We start from the raw sequence: 19,109 nt of genomic DNA, 5'->3' as shown, positions 1-19,109 counted from the left end.
TTATTTACAGTTAACTGAGGCCGGATGGCATAGTCAACTTACGGAAAATGAAAACAAATTGGCTGGCTGAAACTAAACCCTTAAGGTTTAGTGAACAGTCTGTCAGGGGACTATTTCCATAATAAAGCAGGAAGGTAATAAAGCGGGGCGAAACGAGATTACACAAAGCTTTCCTGGCGTGGGAATACTGGCGTACCGCTTCCCTGAGGTTTACTTAAGCAACGGTAGCCAGCGCGCCCAAAGGGCGCGCCATCTGCACATCAGCTTGCTTTGTAGGGATCTTTTTTATCATCCTGGCTGTCATCATTTTTGCGCGGCACTTCACCATGATCTTTCGGCGCGTCAGTGGCAGGATGATCATCTTCTTCATAGGCATTGCCTGCGTTTGGCGCAGCTTCCGGCAGGCTTTTGCTGACATCACCTTCTTTCTTACGTTCTTCATTCGTATTGTGCTTAAACATAACTCACTCCTTTTGTTCCAGTGCCTTAAGTCTAGACCAGCCCTGACATCGCGCATTACATCGGGCTCAGGAGAGCAAAAAAAGCCCGCCAGAGGCGGGCTAATCGGAGTTTCTCTCATACTGAACACGTCATTTTTCGATGTTCGGGTGTGTGCAGCACAATCATGCTAACGGGAAAAGTTTGATGCAGAAATGGACAAATCTGTCATATCACCTGCGGCAGGTCACATTCCCGACGATAAAAATGTCGATAAATAAATTCGATTGAAGAGATTAATAAAAGGCATATAGTGACCTGCGTTACCAGGAGATAGAAATTATGTTACGAGACTATTTAAAGATTGAAGCAGAAGACCAGCTGATTGAACAGCGCACACTGAGCCTGAGAAATCGTGGTCAGGAAGAGGTGACGGAGTGGATCATTGTGAGCCGTCAGGGTGTCAAAAAAGGCGGCGTGACCCTGTTCGACAAACTCAGCACCCGCCGCTCATGGCCAGTCAACTATCGCATTATGCAGACTGATTTGCAGGGCAAGGTAGTGGTGGATCAACTGGTCGACGCCCTGTAGTTGCACGACTATGACTCTGGCGACTGTTGTTCGACTCTGGCGACTGTTGTTCGCTGAAAAGCTAACCCGCACCCGGCGGGTTTTTTTATGGGTGCCGATAGCGGCGTAATTCAACCAGTGTTCCAATCAGTTGCAGGCTGTCCCGGCTTGAATGCAGCTCGGGAAAGTTGATATTGACCGGAGCCAGTTCAAACTGCGCAACACCCTCTTCACTGCCTCGCTGACGCCAGGTGCGCAGCAGGGCATTCTGTTGCTGCATTGCCAGCACGCAGTCGCCGGGCTGAGGTGCCAGGCTGGGATCAATGATCACCACATCCCCCCGCAGAATCGCGGGCGTCATCGCCTGTTCTTCTACCCGGATGGCGAAACTCTGTTGCGAAAGCGCCATATCGTTGTGCATCAGTAGCTCATGCCGCACAGAGCTGGCGTCGTTCAGCCATTGTGCGACATCGCGCTGAGAAAGCAGCGGGATCTGGTGCAGGCCAGCCCAGCTATTTTCGCTGAAAACAGGACCATCCCCATCTATCAGATAAGCCGGCGTGCAGCCCAGCGCTTCGGCAAGCCGAAGCAGGTTTTCACCGCGCGGCAGCGTCTCCTCTTTTTCCCATTGTGAAATAGCTACATGGGAAACTTTTACCTGTTGCGCCAATTGCTTCTGCGTTAATTGCAGTGATTTACGTCGGAGTCGGATGCGGTCACCCAGCGTTTCGTTTTTCATCAGCTTGACTTTTTAGTTGAGATTGACTTAAGTATACTTAACTCTGGTATTTAAGCAATCTTAAATTCAGGGTGGAGGACGTGGCTGTTCTGCACGCAGTGTGTTCCAGAGACCTTACCGGACAAAGGGGTGTGGCATGGAAAGTAGTCTGATTACCAGTATGGGTGCATTAGTTCTGGGTGGGGGGGCGGCTGCACTGTTCTGGAAACCGTTATTGGCGGGTATTGCGTCAATCGTAACCAGTAATCGAGCCGGCGGCGAAATTATTACCAGCTACAAAGAGCAGGTGGTATTGCTGAAAGAGAGCAACCTGTTGATACGGGAGGAGAACGATGAGTTACGTGAACGTCATGACAGAAATCTGCGACGTATTGCGACACTCGAAACGGATCTGCGGTTAATCAAGAATGCCGTAGGTATTTTACTGGCAATGACCGAAACCGATCAGAACGATAAATTTCGTAATGAGATTGATCGGCTGATCTCAACTCTGGAGGATCGCAGCGATGTCAACGATTAACAGGCTTAAGGCACCTATGTCATACCAGCGCAAAGTTATCCTCGGCTGCATTCTGCTGAGCTGTTCGATGATTTGCATCCTGATGACGATTATTTTTCTTTACGTCAGTAACACGGCAAATAAGCGGGTTGAGGAGATTCGGGCAGATTATCGGGTTATCGCGGCACGGCGTGATGACCGGGTGGATTTGCTGACCAGTCAGGTTGCAGCATTACAGCATAAGCTTGATGTGATACCGGAGCGCGTCGCCGACAAAACGATCACAAAAGTGAAAGAAGTCGTGATTGAGAAGGAGATGCCATCCGCGAAATCCATGGAGAAACCATAACTTCCGATTATTCTTAGTGCGGCTTCGCTATTATCGACTAGTTTTAAATCTCCGGACGACATTTTGTATCTGAACTGGCGTCCGCTGATTGGCCGGTAGATGAACCGCTAAGCCTAAACACTTTTGATAACTGACCAGAAGGAAATTTAGCATGAGCGATTCAACAGAAACCAAGACCAAAAATGACTATCTGCGCGATGTGACTTCGCAGTTGAAAGAGATGCGCCACTACGCGCAGACCAACACCGAAACCCTGTCCAGCCATTGGTTAGCGTTTGATGCGGGTGAGTATAAAGACAAGACTAACGCTGATCGTATCGATGCGTTACTGAATAAGCAGGGGAAACTGCTGGAAGATCTGGATGCCGCCATTCAGGACATCGAGATTGAAATTAATCACAGTGAGCAGGAGAGCTAAGTATCTCCCGCTGACTGATGCGGTGGCCGCTAAAGGATTAGTCGGCCACCAGCCACATTTCCGCTTCGTCGAACATCTCTTCAACAATACGCGCAACTGTCGCCTTGTCGTTCTTACTCAAATCAGTATCAATCGCGTTACGTTCCATCGGCTTGACCTTAACTTCGATGTCAGGAAACACCCGATGTACCCGCTTTTCCAGCTCCTCACGAATCATCTCGCGAGCACCCGGTAAACCGGCAACGTTGCGCTTGTCATAAATCAATTCAACAAACATGATGGCAATCCATTCAGGGCAAAATCGCTGATATATAATACTGTAAATAAAAACAGTAGCAAGGCAGTGCGCCTGATTTCGCGTAAATTTTTATCTCGCTCAAACCTCAATCTTCGACTAGCAAAATGCGCACGCATCGCGACATAATGTCGGCTTACTTTTCAGGAGGTCCGCGATGCGACAACTGGTCATTGATATTCTGCTAAAGCTGGCAAAGATGGACGTCGACGCAAAAGAGTTGACGGCGCAGCTTGAAGCGCAGTCCCTGCTGGTTGCAGCGCTACTGGTACAGGCGAAACAGGACAACTCGCTGACCATTACAGAAACGGTGCAGGATGCCATTATTACCGCTTCGCAATCGTCGACCGAGTTTCTGCAGTCGGATATTGATCTGCTGCTCACGCACATCAATCGTCTGCTGGCGGTTGCAAGTTATGTGGAAGTGAAAGGCAAAGCCACAGAAGAGCGAGAGTAGGGCCATTTATCAATACGCCTCCGGAGAAGAAAGCCCCGCAACCTCTCCGGAGGCAGTGAAGGTGCTCTGCCCGTAAGGGCAATCATCGCCGGCGGCATGACGTGAAAGTATCGCGTTTTGCTCTACTGCTTTATCCGATGCTGTACGGCAGGCTGAAAGATGTAATTCACGCCTGTCCAGTGCATTAAAAATTACAGCTCGTTTTTAATGCAGAACTCTTCCCAGCTCATCCCCAGCGACTCAGCATGAGATTTGAGATAGGTCTCAATAGCCTCAGCCGCTACCGCTTTATCCGGCTCAGCGAGCTGAATAGAAAAAATCATCCCATCCAGATTTTTCTGCCGTAAAAAGGCTGCATAGATGCGTTCGGCATGCCATTCGCGCAGTTGTCGCAGCGACAGATTAGCGGCACGGGCATCGCTCTCCGTTAACTCATCCAGTGCGGACTGAAAGTCGGGATGCGCGGTAAAAAACATTTCACGAGCCTGGGCATAGTAGGCTTCTGGTGTTTTCATATTTATATTCCTGAAAGTCTGATGCAGCGCGTCAGTGTAGCGGGTTGTCTTCCGCTTGTCAGGCGTGCCAGAGCCCATTCAGACTACCCGTTGCCGATCAAAAAGCTGACCGGTCTCCTGGCTCAAGGGTAAATTCTGCTGCAAACAGCCGCTCGCGGGTGTCTGAACGGCCAGATACCTTGCGCTACGCAGTGGAAAAATTATAACGTAGCCGCCATTGACGCGATCTTAGGGATTAAACATGAAAAAGTGGATGCTGATTGCCGCGCTGGCACTGAGTGGCTGTGCGCAAATCAACGATTATGAAAATGCGGTACAGACGCCGGCACCGGCTGATTTGCAGGGGAACTGGCAAACCGTCGGCCCGCAGAGCAGCCTGATCAGCGGACAGGCCATCGCCAGTCTGATTATCAATGCGGATGGCAGCACGCTGGATTGCCGTCAGTGGATGCGTGTGATTGCGAAGCCAGGCAAACTGACGCGTCTGAACGGTGACTATGTCAACGTGACGCGCAGGATACGCGTCATGCCGCTGGTCGTCGATAACAGCGAACTTAACTATGACGGGCTGACCCTGCGAAAGGTGGCGAGTCCGACAACAGAGTGTCAGCAGGCACTGGAAGAAGTGGCTAAACAGCCGAAAGCCGCAGTGATTCAGAATATTGAACCGCAGCTGCTGCGCACGCCGATTACTGAGCACAACGCGCAGTCGTAACCGCAGCCCATAAAAAAAACCGCCCCGGTAGCGCGCGCGCGCGTCTGCCGGGGCGGTTTTACATTTACTCAGTCAGTTATTCTGCTACTACCCAGACGCTGACGCTGCCACCGTTACAGACAAAGACTGCGGTACCGTGTTCGTCAGCAGTAATGGTCTCTTCACGGTTACCCAGATGATCGCGCCAGACCTTACCGGCAAAGCCTTCGCCCATCGGGACGCTTTTCTCGCCCGCATCGCCGTTCGACATGATCACCACACAGCCAGGCTGCGTTTCGGTGCCGCTGCGGCTGAACGCCACGCAGTTGGGATGATCAAAATAGTCGGTCTGCACGCCCCAGCCATACTGCTGACGCGCCCGGATTAATCCTTCGAGTTCAGGAATGACCGGCATCTCAATTTTGTGCGTCTCGCCGTCGCCGCCCTCATCTTCGTAAGTCGCCCCGAACAGGTCAGGATAGAAAATGGTCGGCACGCCCTGCTCACGCAGCAGGATCAGCGCATAGGCCAGCGGTTTGAACCAGGCTTCTACCGGCGCTTCCAGCGACTGCAGCGGCTGGGTGTCATGGTTGGCCACGATCGTCACGGCATGCCACGGATCCGCCACCACCAGCGAGTTAGCAAAAATCTGGCTCATATCGTAGGCGCTGCCTGCGGTAGAGGCCTGATGGAAGTTCATGTGCAGTGGCGCATCAAACAGCATGGTTTTGCCTTCCACCTGATGCACATACTCCTGCAGCTTCTCGGTTTCAAACGACCAGTACTCCGCGACGATAAACATCGGTTCTTCGGCGACTTCCTGAATATGATCGATCCACTCTTTATAGAACCAGGCCGGTATATGTTTTACCGCATCCAGACGGAAGCCGGTGCAGGGCACCTGTTCCATCACCCAGCGCGCCCAGTATTTCAGCTCTTCCCTGACCGCATTGTTACGGAAATCGATGTTGGCACCCATCAGATAGTCGAAGTTGCCCAGCTCGTTATCGACCTGATCGTTCCAGCCTTCGGCGGTGTAATCGTTGATGATTTTGAATACGCCGTTTTCGTCCGGGTTTTCGATGTGATCTACGCCGCTAAAGCATTTGTGGTCCCAGACAAATTTCGAATACTCACCGGCGCGTGCCGGAAAGGTGAATTTCGTCCAGGCTTCGCAGGGCACGACCTCGTCGTAAATTTCATCACGGTTATCCGGATTGACGCGGTTAACGCTGATCGCCTCTTTCTCGTCAGCGCCCATTTTGTGGTTCAGCACCACATCCAGCAGCACCCCAACGTTGTGGCTGCGCAGAGCTTCTGTCGCCGCCAGTAACTGCGTTTTGTCGCCATATTTCGTGGCAACGCCGCCTTTCTGATCAAATTCCCCGAGATCGAACAGATCGTAGCTGTCGTAACCGACAGAATAGCCCCCCGAATCCCCTTTGTAGCTCGGTGGCAGCCACGCCATGGTGATACCAATTTCGCTGAGCCAGGCCGCGCGATCGGCAACTTCCGGCCACAGTTTACTGCCATCCGGGTAATACCAATGGAAAAACTGTAATAACGTTGGGTTTTGCATGTACCACACTCCAGGGGGATGATGAAAATCAAGTATGGAGTAAGCGGCAGAAAAGAGACGCCGCGCAGAAAAATAAATCTGGCGGCGTAGCAGAGCAGGGGATCAGGAGAGGGTTTCGCGCGGCACCATTACAATGCCGCCCTGACTGGCATAAGCGGACATCACTGATTTCTGGCGACTGTTCTGACCGACCAGTGAGGCCAGCTCATCCATCCGCGCCTGTAGCAGGCGTTTCACTTCGCTTTCGTTGTCGAGGATACGGCGCAGTACCGGACGTAACTGCTCCTGCGTCTGCGACGAGGGCGATACCGCCTCTGTCGACTGGGCTAAGTTCTGCACCGCACTGACATACTCCATCTCCCGGCTGATCAATTCATCCCATTCGCCTTTTACTGCATGACGCAGCATTCCCTGGCTGAGATCGAGTAACTGTTGGTAAACGGCAATCAGATGCGGTGCAGTAGTCATTAAACGGCGTCCTGAATCAGGTTAGGTTGAACCACTTCTTTCCACGCGTCCGCGATGTTGCGCAGCAGGCCTTCGACCTCCTCGACCGCTGCAACATCATTGTGCAGGTTGGCCTGCAACAGGCGACGCGTCATGTAGTTGTAAAGATCCAGCAGATTGTCTGCCAGCTCATCACCACGGTTTTCAGTCAGGCCCTCTTTCAGACCCGCTTCGATAATATTGATGGCTTTGGAGATGGAGCTGCCTTTACCTTCGATATTGCCATCCTGCATAAACAAGCGGGCGCGGATTAACGCGCTCAGTGCGCCGTCGAACAGCATCACGATCAGCTGCTGCTGGCTGGCGCTCATCACAGCGCTTTCTACGCCAATTTTTGCATAGGCTTTGGTGCCTGTAGCGGTGTACATGGTCACTCCTATGATGAAGTTGTGGAAGAACTTGAGGTATCGAACTGCTGCGTCAGATACGTACTGGTGGCGTTAAGTTTACTGATGGCCAGGTCAAGCTGAGTAAACTGCGTTTTATAACGTGCAATATCTGCATCAATACGATCGCTGGTCGTGTTGTAGAGGGTGGTTAAGTTGTTCAGTGTTTTACTGACGCCATCAGTAGCCGCCTGGACAATCCCTTTCGTTGCCAGCCAATCAGTCAGCTTGCTGTCGATTTTTGCTGCGATACCGGTTTTACCGTCACCAACAATCATCTCTTTCACGCCAGCCGCATCTTTGTCCAGAGCAGCAGTAACCTTGGTCGCATCCAGTTTCAATGAACCGGTTGTAGGATCAGAGGTGATGCCAATCTGACTCAGTGATTTGTAGGTGGACGAACTTTGTGCATTGGTTAGCATGCTCTTAAGCTGAGTCTGAATGGTTCGAAGCGTACTGTCACCCAAGAGCGCACCATTGCTGGAATCCTGTGAGGTTGTGTTGGTGTCAACCTTGGTATATTTAGTCAGGGTATTGAACTGATCCAGCAGCGTATTATAAGCATCGACCCAGGTGCTAAGAGCACTTGACGCTTTAGAGCTATCTTTGGTGATTGTCAGAGACTGGTCGCCCGTCGTCACTGCGGTAAGATTTAACGTTATTCCTTCCAGCGCATCACTGATCTTGTTGCTGCTGTTCTCAATATCAACGTTATTGACCGTGAGTTTGGCGTTCTGCGCCGTGACGCTTTGGGTCATCGCATTACTGCTGGCGCTGGCGTCATAGCCCACAATCCCCTGTAGCGTAGTATCGCCAGTGACAGCAATTTTCGACACCGCATTATCACTACCCGTTTCATTCGCGCTCACTGAAAGCCGGTAGCTGCCATCTGAAACTTTAATAACCGTGGCGGTCACGCCAGCATCAGCGTTATTGATAGCGTCACGCATCCCGGTCAGCGATGTCTGATCGCTGGTGAGCGTCACACTTTTACTGGTGCCATCTTTTAAGGTGATTGCAAGGCTACGGCTGGATACAGAGCTGTCACCCAACGCGGCGGTGTTGCTGCTCTGCACCGCCGAGGTAAGCACCTGCGCCTGTGCCAGCTGAGAGACGGAAATCGCATATTTACCCGCCACGGTAGTACCCGACGTGGTGGCGCTAAAGGCGCTGGAACTGCTGGTCGCGGTGGTGGCAGTAAAGAGATCGGCACTGTTCAGCTTGGTGTTAGCCGTCTGAAAGGTCGTCAGTGAACTCTTCAGCGTGGCATAGGCACTGAGCTTGGCAGTATAGGCCGTTTGCTGGGTGGATATCGGTGTGAGTGCCGTTTTTTCCGCCGTTTGCAGACTATCCAGAATGGTACTCAAATCGAGTCCTGAACCAATACCCAACGTTGAGATAGTAGCCATGTTAATTCCTTTATAAGGTCGACAGGGAAATTGATATCGGTGTTATCGGCCTTGTATAGGGAAAGTTTAACGTTATTTGCCTTAGGGTAATGAGGTAAATAAGCACTATAGAGAAGGGTAATTCAGTGACTAGAAAATTAATGAATCAGGTCTAAAGAAGTTCGGCAGGGTGGCGATAACTTAAAACGTGACAGGCTGAAGCAGAAAAATTCGCCTGGTACTAAAAAAATTCTAAAGGTTGTTAAACGCCAGACGATAACAACTTTGACGGCGCTGAAGCCGGCGGGTTGAAGCCCACACCTTAACCGAAAGACTTGATTAACAGGAAAATTTATCATGGCCCAAGTCATTAATACCAACAGCCTCTCGCTGATCACTCAGAACAACATCAACAAGAACCAATCAGCTCTGTCTACTTCAATGGAGCGTCTGTCTTCTGGTTTACGTATCAACAGCGCGAAAGATGACGCTGCTGGTCAGGCAATTGCCAACCGTTTTACCTCTAACATCAAAGGCCTGACTCAGGCTGCTCGTAACGCCAACGACGGTATCTCTGCTGCGCAGACGACTGAAGGCGCGCTGTCAGAAATCAACAACAACTTACAGCGTGTTCGTGAACTGACTGTACAGTCTCAGAACGGCACCAACTCTGATTCTGACCTGACTTCAATTCAGGATGAAATCAAGTCCCGTCTGGACGAAATCGACCGCGTATCCGGTCAGACTCAGTTCAACGGCGTGAATGTGCTGGCTCAGAACGGCACCATGAAAATCCAGGTTGGCGCAAACGACGGCGAAACCATCAGTATCGACCTGAAGAAGATTGACTCTTCAACTCTGGGTCTGAGTGGTTTTGGCGTAGACAAGAACACGCTGAAAACCAGCGATGCAATCACTCAGGTTGGCGCAAGCGGCTCACTGAAGGATGTTGACCTCTCTTCCGTCGCTACTGCACTGAAAGTCGATGCAAGCACCCTGTCACTGAAAAACGTGCAGACGTCAGCTGGCGCAGCAACCTCTACCTATGTGGTTTCTTCTGGTAGCGACAACTATGCTGTCTCTGTTGACGATGCAAGCGGCAAAGTCACGCTGAACACGACTGACATCAGCTATTCAGACAGCGACAACGGTGTGACCGCTGGTTCAATGACCGGCAAATACATCAAAGTTGGTGCTGATTCAACGGGTGCAGCTGTAGGTTACGTCACTGTACAGGGTAAAGACTATAAAACTGCTGCTGGTGCACTGACTAACACCAATGACACCACAGGTTCTCAGAACGTCGCGAGTGCTATTGGTGATATCGCATCCTCAACCAACACCAACGTTTTCACCGGTTCAGCAACAGCTGACCCACTGGCTCTGCTGGACAAAGCTATCGCCTCTGTCGATACCTTCCGTTCAAGCCTGGGTGCAGTACAGAACCGTCTGAACTCAGCGGTGACTAACCTGAACAACACGACGACAAACCTGTCATCAGCACAGTCTCGTATTCAGGATGCTGACTACGCAACTGAAGTTTCCAACATGTCTAAAGCACAGATCGTACAGCAGGCTGGTAACTCTGTATTGTCTAAAGCGAACCAGGTTCCACAGCAGGTTCTGTCTCTGCTGCAGGGCTAATCGCCTTCTGTCAAAATTCAAAACCCTGCTTCGGCAGGGTTTTTTTGTTATGGTTAAGTCGTTATTGCCTCAATTGTCTTTCAGCGTGCATTATATGTTATTGAGAATGATGATTTTCTTTCGCATTCTACTCTCACGGCTATTGAAATACCGCGTTTCACATCAGGAGGGAATTAAAATCTGCCTTTCTCATCACTCTTATCTGATTAATAACAGCCTGTATTTCCTGAATTCCGACAAAATTAAATACTCTGCTTACATTGTATTAACCCTTCTGCAGGGTCAACTGCCATTATGAAGTGAAAAAATGGCAATTCTGTACCATTTGGCCCGTTTTAAACCGCGTGAAATATTGCAACAGTGATGCTTTTGGTCTGACATTTAAGGATGAAAGTCTGATGGCTGCTTGAACATCTTTATCATTAATCTCGCCTCGTCAACCGGGCGTCGCGCTACTACCGCACACGCTTATGTCATCAATCTGGAGGCCGCGACACGGCTGCTTAAACTGCTCTATCCGGTCTGGATGGTTGCCGATAAAGGGGGCCTGTTTGAAGAGTATGGAGCCATAAAGCCACTGGCAGTGCATCCCGTACCGGTGCTGCTGCATAATCTGGCGCAGCAAACCAGCATCCAGCATTTCAACAACATTACTCAGCCTCATCAACGTTGACGCGATATCTGGACGATGCTAACGGCAAATTAACCATTCTGCGTCAGACGACGTCATCGCTATTGTCGGGCTATGCTCTCGCTGCTTCATCGTATCGTCGATGTTGAAGCCGATGCCAGTCATAAGGTATAGCATTCACCAGACTGATATGGCACGGGCGCAAAGGCGGCGCATGTCGCTGGATCCATTAGCCCGTTACAGTTCCCCCCCAGCCTGCCGATAACTCCTCACAGAACAACATCCTTTTTGATTTTAACTTTGTGGAGTGTCTATGCGCTTCAATTATGACCTTTTACCGGGCGAGCAGCTGACCTTCGATGAGATCGCCCGGCGTTATGCGCTGCAATACCCTGATGATAAAGAGCTGACGGCGCGCGCCTTGCTGAGTCCGTCAACCGGCCTGCGCACGCTGAAAATCCGTGCGGTATTTGCGCGGGAGGAGAGCAACAGTCCGCTCGAGGATCTGCTGTTCATCTCCCATGACAACGAACGTAAAAATTATCTGCGCCGGTTTGAGCACTACCTTAAGCAGAATCTCTCTTTCCTCTATTTTCGTCGCAGCGACAACGAGAAGCGCGACAACCTGTGGAAAGTCATGGGCAGCAGTCAGGTCTTCGCGATGATCGATCCACAATCGGCCACGGCCCAGAACCTGTTAAACAGTCGCGGCTACAAACTGGTACTGATGCATCAGGATGATGAAGACATCTACTGGCAGCTCTTTAATCCGCAGGCGGACCCCTGTTTTCCACAGTCGCAGCGTATTCAGTTCATCGTGGTGCTCAGTACGCCGCAGCACAAAGTCCCTGCGGCAGTGATGCCAGGCACTGAAGTGGGGCGTCGCGTGAAAGCACGGGTGCTGCAGCGTGCCAGCCAGGCGGAATTCAGCGCCGGTGTCAAAGCGCGCTACGGTGCCTGCGTGATGACTGGCACCGAGCTGACCGAACGGCATAACTGGCCGTGGGTGGAAGCCTGTCATATCGACACGCAGGAGGGCGATGACGGTGTCCTGGCAGACAACAGCATCGATAATGGCCTGTTTTTACGCAGCGATCTGCAGCGGCTATTTATTAACCGACTGATTAGCATTGATGCTGAATCAGGAACGATTCAGGTACATCCCGGCGAGGAGGCGCGGCAGCACATTGCGCCCTGGTATCAGGAGCTGGAGGGTCGTGTCTGCAGTTTGTGGGCTGCGGTGCCGCCCGCCACGCGGCAACGGCTGCGCGCCCGTCGTTAATTTCAGGAAGCGTGCAGAAATAACTGCACGCTGACTTAACAAAAATCAAATAGCCTCGTTTTACCCCGCCTATTCAGCCAATCGAAAACGCTACAGAATTGGATAATCATGCCGATAACTTCATTAACGCAGGGTAGTCAACGTGAACGATTTCTATACCGCCGAAGGCGTGATGGACAAGCATTCGCTCTGGCAGCGCTACGTGCCGCTGGTGCGCCATGAAGCGTTGCGTCTGCAGGTTCGCCTGCCGGCCAGCGTTGAGCTTGACGATTTGCTGCAGGCAGGTGGAATAGGGCTGTTAAATGCCGTAGAGCGTTACGACGCGCTCCAGGGCACAGCTTTCACCACCTACGCCGTGCAACGTATTCGTGGCGCAATGCTCGACGAGCTTCGTAGTCGGGACTGGGCACCACGCAGCGTGCGTCGTAACGCACGTGAAGTGGCGGGCGCAATGCACAGAGTGGAACAGTCGCTGGGGCGTTCTGCTTCCGAGCAGGAAGTGGCGCAGCAGCTGAATGTTTCCATGGAGGAGTACCGGCAGATCCTGCTGGACACCAACAACAGTCAACTCTTCTCCTACGACGAGTATCGGGAAGAGCACGGCGACAGCGCGGAGCTGGTGACGGAAGGCCATGAAGAGGCCAATCCGCTTCACCAGCTGTTAGAAGGGAGTCTGCGTGAGCGCGTCATTGAAGCGATCGAAGCGTTACCCGATCGTGAAAAGATGGTGCTGACACTGTACTACCAGGAAGAACTGAACCTGAAAGAGATTGGCGCGGTACTTGATGTGGGTGAATCCCGTGTCAGCCAGCTGCACAGTCAGGCGATTAAACGCCTGCGGGCCCGACTTGCGGGAGCGCGCTAGCAGTATCAGTTCCTGGCGATTCAAAATTATAAGAAACCGGGGACTCAGTAATGGGAGCCAAGACCAAGGCCAGACCGTTAAGTCGTTATCTTAAAGACTATAAACACAGCCAGAGCAACTGTTCACACTGTGGCAAGGTATTAGATCGAATGGCGCTCGTTTTTCGTGGCCAGATCATCAATAAAGAGGCCATCGCACGGATGGACCAGATGATTGATGAGCAGCTGTGGCTGAAACTTCAGCCCGAACTGACCGCGCTTTGTCGTTTTTGTAGTGATATTTTTTGTAATACCCATCCTAATTACTTCGACATTATGGCGTTTAAACAATATTTGTTTGAACAGACAGAGATGAGCCCCAGCACGATTCGTGAATATGTGGTGCGTCTGCGTCGACTGGATGAGATGCTGAAAGCCAAAAATTTCCCGGCCGAAAAGCTTAAAGGAAATAGCTGGCATCAGTGTCTGGAAAGCGATTTGCCCGATGCCGGTAATAACAATTACCGTATCGCGCTGCGCAAGTACGATCAGTTCTTAGGCTGGCAGCAGGCGTAAGCCTGTTCTGCACCGATTGCTCCCCCGCGTGCCTCCGGCACGTTATCCCTTACCTGCCAGCCGGGTTAAGGGAAGGGGGAGCACGGCGCTTCTTTCTTCTCGTCTTTTTACTACCGCATCTGCTGTCACCTGAATCAGAGTGATCCTTTTCGCATCTTCTGCAACACTGTAAGGATAATTTTCATGCCCGACCGGAGGCAGCATTGTCTTTACATCTGTTACATCAATTCCCGCGTCTTGAACTGCTTGGCGCACCCACACCGTTAGAACACCTGCCACGCCTTTCCGACTATCTGGGTCGCGATATTTTCATCAAACGTGATGACTTCACGCCGGTAGCGATGGGCGGCAACAAGCTGCGCAAGCTGGAGTTCCTGGCAGCTGATGCGCTGCGCGAAGGCGCCGATGTGCTGTTGACCGCGGGCGCAATCCAGTCTAACCATGTGCGTCAGACGGCGGCCGTCGCGGCCCGGCTTGGCCTGAAGTGTGTGGCGCTGCTGGAAAACCCGATTGGCACCCACGCTGAAAACTACCTGAGCAACGGCAACCGTCTGTTGCTGGACCTGATGAACGCGGAAGTGATTATGGTTGATGCACTGCACAACCCTACTGAACAGCTGGCAGAAGAGGCCACGCGTCTGGAAGCGCAGGGATTCCGCCCTTACATTGTGCCGGTCGGCGGCTCAAATGCGCTGGGTGCACTAGGCTATGTAGAGTGCGCGCAGGAGATCGCCCATCAGAGCGAAGGCGTGGTCGATTTCGCCGCCGTGGTTGTCGCCTCGGGCAGTGCCGGCACCCATGCCGGACTGGCGGTAGGCCTGGAGCATCTGTTGCCGGAAACTGAGCTGGTCGGCGTCACCGTTTCACGTCAGGTCGAAGCGCAGTTGCCGCTGGTAGAGCGTTTACGTCAGTCGCTGGCGGAGACGCTGGAAGTGCAGGCCACGGCACCGCTCACGCTGTGGGATGACTATTTTGCGCCACGCTACGGTGAACCCAATGATGAAGGCATGGCGGCGGTGAAACTGCTGGCGCAGCTGGAAGGCATCCTGCTTGACCCGGTGTATACCGGCAAGGCGATGGCGGGATTGCTGGATGGCATCAGCCAGAATCGTTTCCGCCGTGAAGGCCCGCTGCTGTTTATTCATACGGGCGGCGCACCGGCGTTATTTGCTTATCATCCTTCGGTCTGAGACAAGCGAATAAAACAGTTTATACTCCGTGCGTTATCATTCTGGACTGGCAGCAACACGCGGTGCTGCCCTTATAAGAACACACACACAATACTGTCAATAATGGGGTGAATATGTCCTTTTCTCGTGCAGGTCGTCAGATGGTGATGGGCGTCATGGCGGTGGCTCTGATCGCAGGCGTCAACGTTAAAACTTTTGCAGCCGAAAACCTGCTGAACAAAATTAAAGAGCGCGGCACGCTGCTGGTGGGTCTGGAAGGGACTTATCCGCCATTCAGCTTCCAGGATGAAAAGGGCAAGCTGACCGGCTTTGAAGTGGAATTCGCGGAACAGCTGGCGCAGCACATGGGCGTTAAGGCGAGCCTGAAACCGACCAAATGGGACGGCATGCTGGCCTCACTCGACGCGAAGCGCATCGATGTGGTGATCAACCAGGTCACCATCTCTGATGAGCGTAAGAAGAAGTATGACTTCTCCACGCCATACACGGTTTCCGGCATTCAGGCGCTGACGATGAAAGCCAACGCGGGCACCATCACTAAACCGGCCGATCTGGCGGGCAAGAAAGTGGGCGTGGGCCTCGGCACCAACTACGAGCAGTGGCTGCGTGAGAACGTGAAGGGCGTGGACATCCGTACTTATGATGATGACCCCACAAAATATCAGGATCTGCGCTCAGGCCGTCTGAATGCCATTCTGGTTGACCGTCTGGCCGCGCTGGATCTGGTTAAGAAAACCGGCGATACCATGGCAGTTGCGGGTGATGCCTTCTCCCGTCAGGAATCGGGTGTTGCGGTGCGTAAAGGCAACGACGATCTGCTGAAAGCGATCGATCAGGCCATTGCTGATATGCAGAAAGATGGCTCGCTGAGCAAGCTGTCTCAGAAATGGTTTGGCGCGGACGTGACGAAATAATGCAGGAAAGTCTTCAACTGGTGCTGGATTCAGCACCTTTTTTATTAAAAGGCGCGCTGTTTACGCTGCAGCTCAGCATCGGCGGCATGTTCTTCGGACTGCTGCTGGGCTTTATTCTGGCGCTGATGCGTCTGTCGCGCTTCTGGCCGGTTCGCTGGCTGGCGCGGATTTATGTCTCGATTTTCCGTGGCACCCCGCTGATCGCCCAGCTGTTTATGATCTACTACGGCCTGCCGCAGTTTGGCATTGAGCTGGATCCGATTCCGTCGGCAATGATAGGTCTTTCGCTGAACACCGCCGCCTATGCTTCTGAGTCACTGCGTGGCGCAATTGCATCGATTGAGCGCGGACAGTGGGAAGCGGCGGCGAGTATCGGTATGACCCGCTGGCAGACCCTGCGTCGGGTTATCCTGCCGCAGGCTGCGCGCACCGCACTGCCTCCGCTGGGCAACAGCTTTATCAGCCTGGTGAAGGATACCTCGCTGGCGGCGACCATTCAGGTGCCGGAACTGTTCCGCCAGGCGCAGCTAATCACCTCGCGCACGCTGGAAGTCTTCACCATGTATCTGGCGGCTTCGCTGATTTACTGGGTAATGGCAACAGTGTTATCTGCGTTGCAGAACCGGCTGGAACAGCATGTTAATCGTCAGGATTCGGAGTCGAAATGAGCGCCATCGAAGTCAGAAAGCTGGTGAAATCCTTTAACGGCCAGAAGGTGCTGCACGATATCGACCTTAATGTGGCCGCTGGTGAAGTGGTAGCGATTATCGGCCCCAGCGGCTCGGGTAAAACCACGCTGCTGCGCAGTATCAACCTGCTGGAAGTACCGGATAGCGGCACCATCCGCGTCGGTGAGATTACCGTGGATGCAGCGCTGGCACAGAGTAAGCAAAAGGAGCAGGTGCGTCGTCTGCGTCAGCAGGTCGGGTTTGTTTTCCAGAACTTCAATCTGTTTCCCCATCGTTCAGTGATGGAGAACATCATTGAAGGGCCGGTTATCGTTAAGGGCGAAGCGAAAGCGGATGCGGTAGCCCGCGCCCGCACGCTGCTGGAGAAGGTCGGGCTGCACGGCAAGGAAGAGAGCTATCCGCGTCGTCTGTCGGGTGGACAGCAGCAGCGCGTGGCGATCGCGCGTGCGCTGGCAATGCGGCCGGAAGTGATCCTGTTTGATGAACCGACCTCGGCGCTGGATCCGGAGCTGGTAGGAGAGGTGCTCAGCACCATTCGCGCACTGGCTGAAGAGAAGCGCACTATGGTCATCGTCACGCATGAGATGAGCTTTGCCCGCGACGTCGCTGACCGCGCTATTTTTATGGATCAGGGACGCATTGTGGAGCAGGGCGAGGCAAAAGCGTTGTTCAGTCATCCTCAGCAGCCGCGTACCCGTCAGTTTCTCGATAAGTTCCTCAGTCAGTAACCTCACTGCCTTCCCTGGAAGGCAGTTTTAACCGCCTTAATAATCTCACTTTTAAACGATAACGGGCGGCTGTCAGCATAATGCGCGCCGTAATATCACAACCTATTATTCAGCCGTTAAACCTTTTGCCACATCTGACAAATCTTTTCCTTTCATCGGATATTTAATGGTTTTTCCTGATGCCGCTTTCTCTTATTTATATTTGCTGCAATATGAAACATTATTACCCTTTAGCGAAGCTGTGGCGCTGATAATTAGCCTTTTTGCATTCTGATTAATAAGTGTAAGGAAAGGTTCTGCTGAGTAAATAACTGTGGCGTCAGGGCCACCCGGCGGCTTTTAAGAGTTTCGCTACATTCATCATCGGTTCAATGGCGAATAATCGTTGGATAATCATAAAAGCAATACTGATTTCCTCGCTTTTACTTTCCAGCATTCTGACCTACATAGCAGGAGTCATTGAATGAGCCAGACTAAGTCAGACCAGATATTATGGGTAGATACCCTGAAGGGCACCTGCATATTGCTAGTGGTCCTGTATCACACGGTATTACCGGGTTTTGAAGGGACGATGAAATACCTCACTGCCGGGTGGATCCCCGCAGAAATATGGATACAGTTTAATACGGTCCTGTCGCCGCTGCGTATGCCCGCCTTTTTCTTTGTGTCGGGATTGCTGGCGACTAACGGCATTCTCAACCGCCCCTGGAAACAGGTCTTTACCAGTCGTATCACTAATCTCTTTTATCTCTATATTCTGTGGGGGTTTATTCAGTGGTGGTCGATTATCGGCATCTCCACTGAAATTACCGGCCAGCGCATTTCGCAGAATCTGAATGCCGCCTATGCCGGTTCGCTGTTTGAATTTCTCAAGCTGACCTTTATGGCCATGAGTACCTCGTGGTATCTCTATGGGCTGGGACTCTATTTCCTCTGTGCCAAAATTTTCCGTCAATATAAGCTGGCCCTGGTGGCGGTGGCGATTCTGCTGAATTATCTGGCGGTTGAAAAAGTGATCCCGTTCTGGGGACCGCAGAGCCTGGCGCAATATTTCCTGTTCTTCCTGTTAGGGGCGTTCTGGAGCCAGACGATGCTGCGCCTGAGTGAATGGCGGCGGGAGAACCTGATGCCCTGGGCGCTACTGGCCGCAGTCGCCGGGATTCATGTGATATTCGGTCTGGATAAGAGCCTGTTCCTGTGTGTGCTGGCGGTGTTGTTCAGCATCGCCGCCTGCCGCTGGCTGAATCAGCATTTCAGCATGCGCTATCTCAACTGGGTCGGCCGCAATACGCTGCAGATTTACGTCATCCACCGTATTTTCATCGAGTTCTTTGGGATGTCGGCCATTCTGTTCGCGCAGCGGCATCATCTGTTTGAGCAGGCGTGGTTTTCGTTCCTGTGGGCCTGCTTTTATCCGGTGGCTATCGTGGGGCTCTGTTCGCTCTGCTCAGTGGCGATCTGGTCGCTGACCAATCGCGGGGTGGGGCAGTCGCTGTTTGTGTTTCCGACGCTGATGAAGAGGGTGCCTGGCGGCGGGTGAGGGGCGCTTGCAGCGGGAAGAGGACGCTGTGCAGCGGGCGGGCTCTGAGAAGGTTACGCCCGCCAGGCGATGGGGAGTTTCAGGGTGCCCCTCCTAAAACCCCTGCCGGTTGGCGAATTTCGCTTTGCAGCGGGCTAACACTGAGGGGGGCTCGCCCGCCAGGCGGTGGGGAGTTTCAGGGTCTCCGTGCAGGCGGACGCGTCAAGGGGCGGACGCCCGCCCCTTAACAATCCCGGCG

The 19,109-nt window shown here is 52.5% G+C and carries 24 protein-coding genes; 16 read left to right on the top strand and 8 right to left on the bottom strand.

What is annotated here, in order from left to right:
* Positions 1–260: 260 nt before the first annotated feature.
* Complete coding sequence (locus tag FA92_RS10105) at positions 261–461, bottom strand: hypothetical protein (protein ID WP_010247636.1); 201 nt, start codon at positions 459–461, stop codon at positions 261–263.
* Between the two features lie 319 nt (positions 462–780).
* Here FA92_RS10105 and FA92_RS10100 point away from each other — a divergent pair, with 319 nt between their 5' ends.
* Positions 781–1,029, top strand: a complete 249-nt coding sequence (locus tag FA92_RS10100; RefSeq protein WP_013358269.1) for a hypothetical protein — start codon at positions 781–783, stop codon at positions 1,027–1,029.
* Positions 1,030–1,114: 85 nt separating this feature from the next.
* On the opposite strand, the gene FA92_RS10095 is transcribed toward FA92_RS10100, so the two are convergent.
* Positions 1,115–1,747, bottom strand: a complete 633-nt coding sequence (locus FA92_RS10095) for a helix-turn-helix domain-containing protein (RefSeq protein WP_033783380.1) — start codon at positions 1,745–1,747, stop codon at positions 1,115–1,117.
* 136 nt (positions 1,748–1,883) lie between these two features.
* On the opposite strand from FA92_RS10095, the gene FA92_RS10090 reads away from it, so the two are divergent.
* The 3 genes from FA92_RS10090 to FA92_RS10080 all read left to right on the top strand — a co-directional run bounded on the left by FA92_RS10090 (position 1,884) and on the right by FA92_RS10080 (position 3,013).
* Complete coding sequence (locus FA92_RS10090; protein WP_033783371.1) at positions 1,884–2,267, top strand: hypothetical protein; 384 nt, start codon at positions 1,884–1,886, stop codon at positions 2,265–2,267.
* The gene (locus FA92_RS10085) at positions 2,254–2,595 is read left to right on the top strand and encodes a DUF3618 domain-containing protein (protein ID WP_033783370.1); all 342 of its coding nucleotides are present in this window, start codon (positions 2,254–2,256) and stop codon (positions 2,593–2,595) included. The genes FA92_RS10090 and FA92_RS10085 overlap by 14 nt, the downstream gene beginning before the upstream one ends.
* Before the next feature lie 151 nt (positions 2,596–2,746).
* On the top strand, positions 2,747–3,013 hold the full coding sequence (locus FA92_RS10080; protein WP_013358265.1) for a hypothetical protein: 267 nt from the start codon (positions 2,747–2,749) through the stop codon (positions 3,011–3,013).
* A 37-nt stretch (positions 3,014–3,050) separates the two neighbouring features.
* Here FA92_RS10080 and FA92_RS10075 read toward each other — a convergent pair whose 3' ends face one another.
* Complete coding sequence (locus FA92_RS10075; protein ID WP_003854508.1) at positions 3,051–3,290, bottom strand: DinI-like family protein; 240 nt, start codon at positions 3,288–3,290, stop codon at positions 3,051–3,053.
* Positions 3,291–3,465: 175 nt separating this feature from the next.
* Between FA92_RS10075 and iraP the strand changes: the two genes are divergently transcribed.
* Positions 3,466–3,765 (top strand): anti-adapter protein IraP, encoded by a 300-nt coding sequence (gene iraP / locus FA92_RS10070; RefSeq protein WP_033783368.1) that lies wholly within the window; start codon positions 3,466–3,468, stop codon positions 3,763–3,765.
* Between the two features lie 191 nt (positions 3,766–3,956).
* Here iraP and FA92_RS10065 read toward each other — a convergent pair whose 3' ends face one another.
* Complete coding sequence (locus FA92_RS10065) at positions 3,957–4,280, bottom strand: DUF6388 family protein (protein WP_008926858.1); 324 nt, start codon at positions 4,278–4,280, stop codon at positions 3,957–3,959.
* Between the two features lie 241 nt (positions 4,281–4,521).
* Between FA92_RS10065 and yedD the strand changes: the two genes are divergently transcribed.
* Positions 4,522–4,995 (top strand): lipoprotein YedD, encoded by a 474-nt coding sequence (gene yedD, locus FA92_RS10060; RefSeq protein ID WP_033783366.1) that lies wholly within the window; start codon positions 4,522–4,524, stop codon positions 4,993–4,995.
* A 76-nt stretch (positions 4,996–5,071) separates the two neighbouring features.
* Here yedD and amyA read toward each other — a convergent pair whose 3' ends face one another.
* The 4 genes from amyA to fliD all read right to left on the bottom strand — a co-directional run bounded on the left by amyA (position 5,072) and on the right by fliD (position 8,855).
* A complete protein-coding gene (gene amyA, locus FA92_RS10055; protein WP_033783365.1) occupies positions 5,072–6,553 on the bottom strand; it encodes an alpha-amylase in 1,482 nt (493 codons plus the stop codon).
* A gap of 102 nt (positions 6,554–6,655) precedes the next feature.
* Positions 6,656–7,021, bottom strand: a complete 366-nt coding sequence (gene fliT / locus FA92_RS10050) for a flagella biosynthesis regulatory protein FliT (protein ID WP_033783364.1) — start codon at positions 7,019–7,021, stop codon at positions 6,656–6,658.
* Positions 7,021–7,428: a flagellar export chaperone FliS gene (gene fliS / locus FA92_RS10045; protein WP_033783363.1), complete on the bottom strand. Its 408-nt coding sequence runs from the start codon at positions 7,426–7,428 to the stop codon at positions 7,021–7,023. The genes fliT and fliS overlap by 1 nt, the downstream gene beginning before the upstream one ends.
* An 8-nt stretch (positions 7,429–7,436) precedes the next feature.
* Positions 7,437–8,855: a flagellar filament capping protein FliD gene (fliD, locus tag FA92_RS10040; protein ID WP_033783362.1), complete on the bottom strand. Its 1,419-nt coding sequence runs from the start codon at positions 8,853–8,855 to the stop codon at positions 7,437–7,439.
* 336 nt (positions 8,856–9,191) lie between these two features.
* Between fliD and FA92_RS10035 the strand changes: the two genes are divergently transcribed.
* From FA92_RS10035 to FA92_RS09990, 10 genes are all read left to right on the top strand, one after another.
* Positions 9,192–10,478, top strand: a complete 1,287-nt coding sequence (locus tag FA92_RS10035; protein WP_033783361.1) for a FliC/FljB family flagellin — start codon at positions 9,192–9,194, stop codon at positions 10,476–10,478.
* Positions 10,479–10,884: 406 nt separating this feature from the next.
* Positions 10,885–11,151, top strand: coding sequence for a hypothetical protein (locus tag FA92_RS22335; protein ID WP_051926498.1), 267 nt, complete (start codon positions 10,885–10,887; stop codon positions 11,149–11,151).
* A 271-nt stretch (positions 11,152–11,422) separates the two neighbouring features.
* Positions 11,423–12,391 (top strand): HNH endonuclease signature motif containing protein, encoded by a 969-nt coding sequence (locus tag FA92_RS10025; RefSeq protein WP_013358255.1) that lies wholly within the window; start codon positions 11,423–11,425, stop codon positions 12,389–12,391.
* Positions 12,392–12,533: 142 nt separating this feature from the next.
* A complete protein-coding gene (locus tag FA92_RS10020) occupies positions 12,534–13,256 on the top strand; it encodes an RNA polymerase sigma factor FliA (protein ID WP_003854529.1) in 723 nt (240 codons plus the stop codon).
* Between the two features lie 50 nt (positions 13,257–13,306).
* On the top strand, positions 13,307–13,810 hold the full coding sequence (gene fliZ / locus FA92_RS10015) for a flagella biosynthesis regulatory protein FliZ (protein WP_008926851.1): 504 nt from the start codon (positions 13,307–13,309) through the stop codon (positions 13,808–13,810).
* Positions 13,811–14,013: 203 nt separating this feature from the next.
* On the top strand, positions 14,014–15,000 hold the full coding sequence (locus tag FA92_RS10010; protein WP_033783360.1) for a D-cysteine desulfhydrase: 987 nt from the start codon (positions 14,014–14,016) through the stop codon (positions 14,998–15,000).
* A 113-nt stretch (positions 15,001–15,113) separates the two neighbouring features.
* Positions 15,114–15,914 carry a cystine ABC transporter substrate-binding protein gene (gene tcyJ, locus FA92_RS10005; protein WP_013358252.1) on the top strand — a complete coding sequence of 267 codons (801 nt, stop codon included), beginning with the start codon at positions 15,114–15,116 and terminating at the stop codon, positions 15,912–15,914.
* A complete protein-coding gene (tcyL, locus tag FA92_RS10000; RefSeq protein ID WP_013358251.1) occupies positions 15,914–16,582 on the top strand; it encodes a cystine ABC transporter permease in 669 nt (222 codons plus the stop codon). Before tcyJ ends, tcyL begins: the two co-directional genes overlap by 1 nt.
* Positions 16,579–17,331: an L-cystine ABC transporter ATP-binding protein TcyN gene (gene tcyN, locus FA92_RS09995; RefSeq protein WP_033783359.1), complete on the top strand. Its 753-nt coding sequence runs from the start codon at positions 16,579–16,581 to the stop codon at positions 17,329–17,331. The genes tcyL and tcyN overlap by 4 nt, the downstream gene beginning before the upstream one ends.
* Before the next feature lie 463 nt (positions 17,332–17,794).
* The gene (locus tag FA92_RS09990) at positions 17,795–18,871 is read left to right on the top strand and encodes an acyltransferase family protein (RefSeq protein ID WP_033783358.1); all 1,077 of its coding nucleotides are present in this window, start codon (positions 17,795–17,797) and stop codon (positions 18,869–18,871) included.
* Positions 18,872–19,109: the final 238 nt, after the last annotated feature.

This window comes from Pantoea sp. 9140, assembly GCF_000745295.1.
GTDB classification, from domain to species: domain Bacteria; phylum Pseudomonadota; class Gammaproteobacteria; order Enterobacterales; family Enterobacteriaceae; genus Pantoea; species Pantoea vagans.
The sequence above is the reverse complement of the archived record's forward strand: the minus strand, read 5'-3'. Positions and strand labels throughout refer to the sequence as shown.

Excerpts from the sequence above, each read along its gene's own strand:
- iraP (WP_033783368.1), top strand. The coding sequence starts at position 3,466 with ATGCGACAACTGGTCATTGATATTCTGCTAAAGCTGGCAAAGATGGAC.
- FA92_RS09990 (WP_033783358.1), top strand. The coding sequence starts at position 17,795 with ATGAGCCAGACTAAGTCAGACCAGATATTATGGGTAGATACCCTGAAG.
- FA92_RS10105 (WP_010247636.1), bottom strand. The coding sequence starts at position 461 with ATGTTTAAGCACAATACGAATGAAGAACGTAAGAAAGAAGGTGATGTC.
- fliS (WP_033783363.1), bottom strand. The coding sequence starts at position 7,428 with ATGTACACCGCTACAGGCACCAAAGCCTATGCAAAAATTGGCGTAGAA.
- FA92_RS10080 (WP_013358265.1), top strand. The coding sequence starts at position 2,747 with ATGAGCGATTCAACAGAAACCAAGACCAAAAATGACTATCTGCGCGAT.
- fliZ (WP_008926851.1), top strand. The coding sequence starts at position 13,307 with ATGGGAGCCAAGACCAAGGCCAGACCGTTAAGTCGTTATCTTAAAGAC.
- FA92_RS10075 (WP_003854508.1), bottom strand. The coding sequence starts at position 3,290 with ATGTTTGTTGAATTGATTTATGACAAGCGCAACGTTGCCGGTTTACCG.
- FA92_RS10085 (WP_033783370.1), top strand. The coding sequence starts at position 2,254 with ATGTCAACGATTAACAGGCTTAAGGCACCTATGTCATACCAGCGCAAA.
- fliD (WP_033783362.1), bottom strand. The coding sequence starts at position 8,855 with ATGGCTACTATCTCAACGTTGGGTATTGGTTCAGGACTCGATTTGAGT.
- amyA (WP_033783365.1), bottom strand. The coding sequence starts at position 6,553 with ATGCAAAACCCAACGTTATTACAGTTTTTCCATTGGTATTACCCGGAT.
- tcyJ (WP_013358252.1), top strand. The coding sequence starts at position 15,114 with ATGTCCTTTTCTCGTGCAGGTCGTCAGATGGTGATGGGCGTCATGGCG.
- FA92_RS10025 (WP_013358255.1), top strand. The coding sequence starts at position 11,423 with ATGCGCTTCAATTATGACCTTTTACCGGGCGAGCAGCTGACCTTCGAT.
- FA92_RS10065 (WP_008926858.1), bottom strand. The coding sequence starts at position 4,280 with ATGAAAACACCAGAAGCCTACTATGCCCAGGCTCGTGAAATGTTTTTT.
- tcyL (WP_013358251.1), top strand. The coding sequence starts at position 15,914 with ATGCAGGAAAGTCTTCAACTGGTGCTGGATTCAGCACCTTTTTTATTA.
- fliT (WP_033783364.1), bottom strand. The coding sequence starts at position 7,021 with ATGACTACTGCACCGCATCTGATTGCCGTTTACCAACAGTTACTCGAT.
- FA92_RS10035 (WP_033783361.1), top strand. The coding sequence starts at position 9,192 with ATGGCCCAAGTCATTAATACCAACAGCCTCTCGCTGATCACTCAGAAC.
- tcyN (WP_033783359.1), top strand. The coding sequence starts at position 16,579 with ATGAGCGCCATCGAAGTCAGAAAGCTGGTGAAATCCTTTAACGGCCAG.
- FA92_RS10090 (WP_033783371.1), top strand. The coding sequence starts at position 1,884 with ATGGAAAGTAGTCTGATTACCAGTATGGGTGCATTAGTTCTGGGTGGG.
- FA92_RS10095 (WP_033783380.1), bottom strand. The coding sequence starts at position 1,747 with ATGAAAAACGAAACGCTGGGTGACCGCATCCGACTCCGACGTAAATCA.
- FA92_RS10100 (WP_013358269.1), top strand. The coding sequence starts at position 781 with ATGTTACGAGACTATTTAAAGATTGAAGCAGAAGACCAGCTGATTGAA.
- yedD (WP_033783366.1), top strand. The coding sequence starts at position 4,522 with ATGAAAAAGTGGATGCTGATTGCCGCGCTGGCACTGAGTGGCTGTGCG.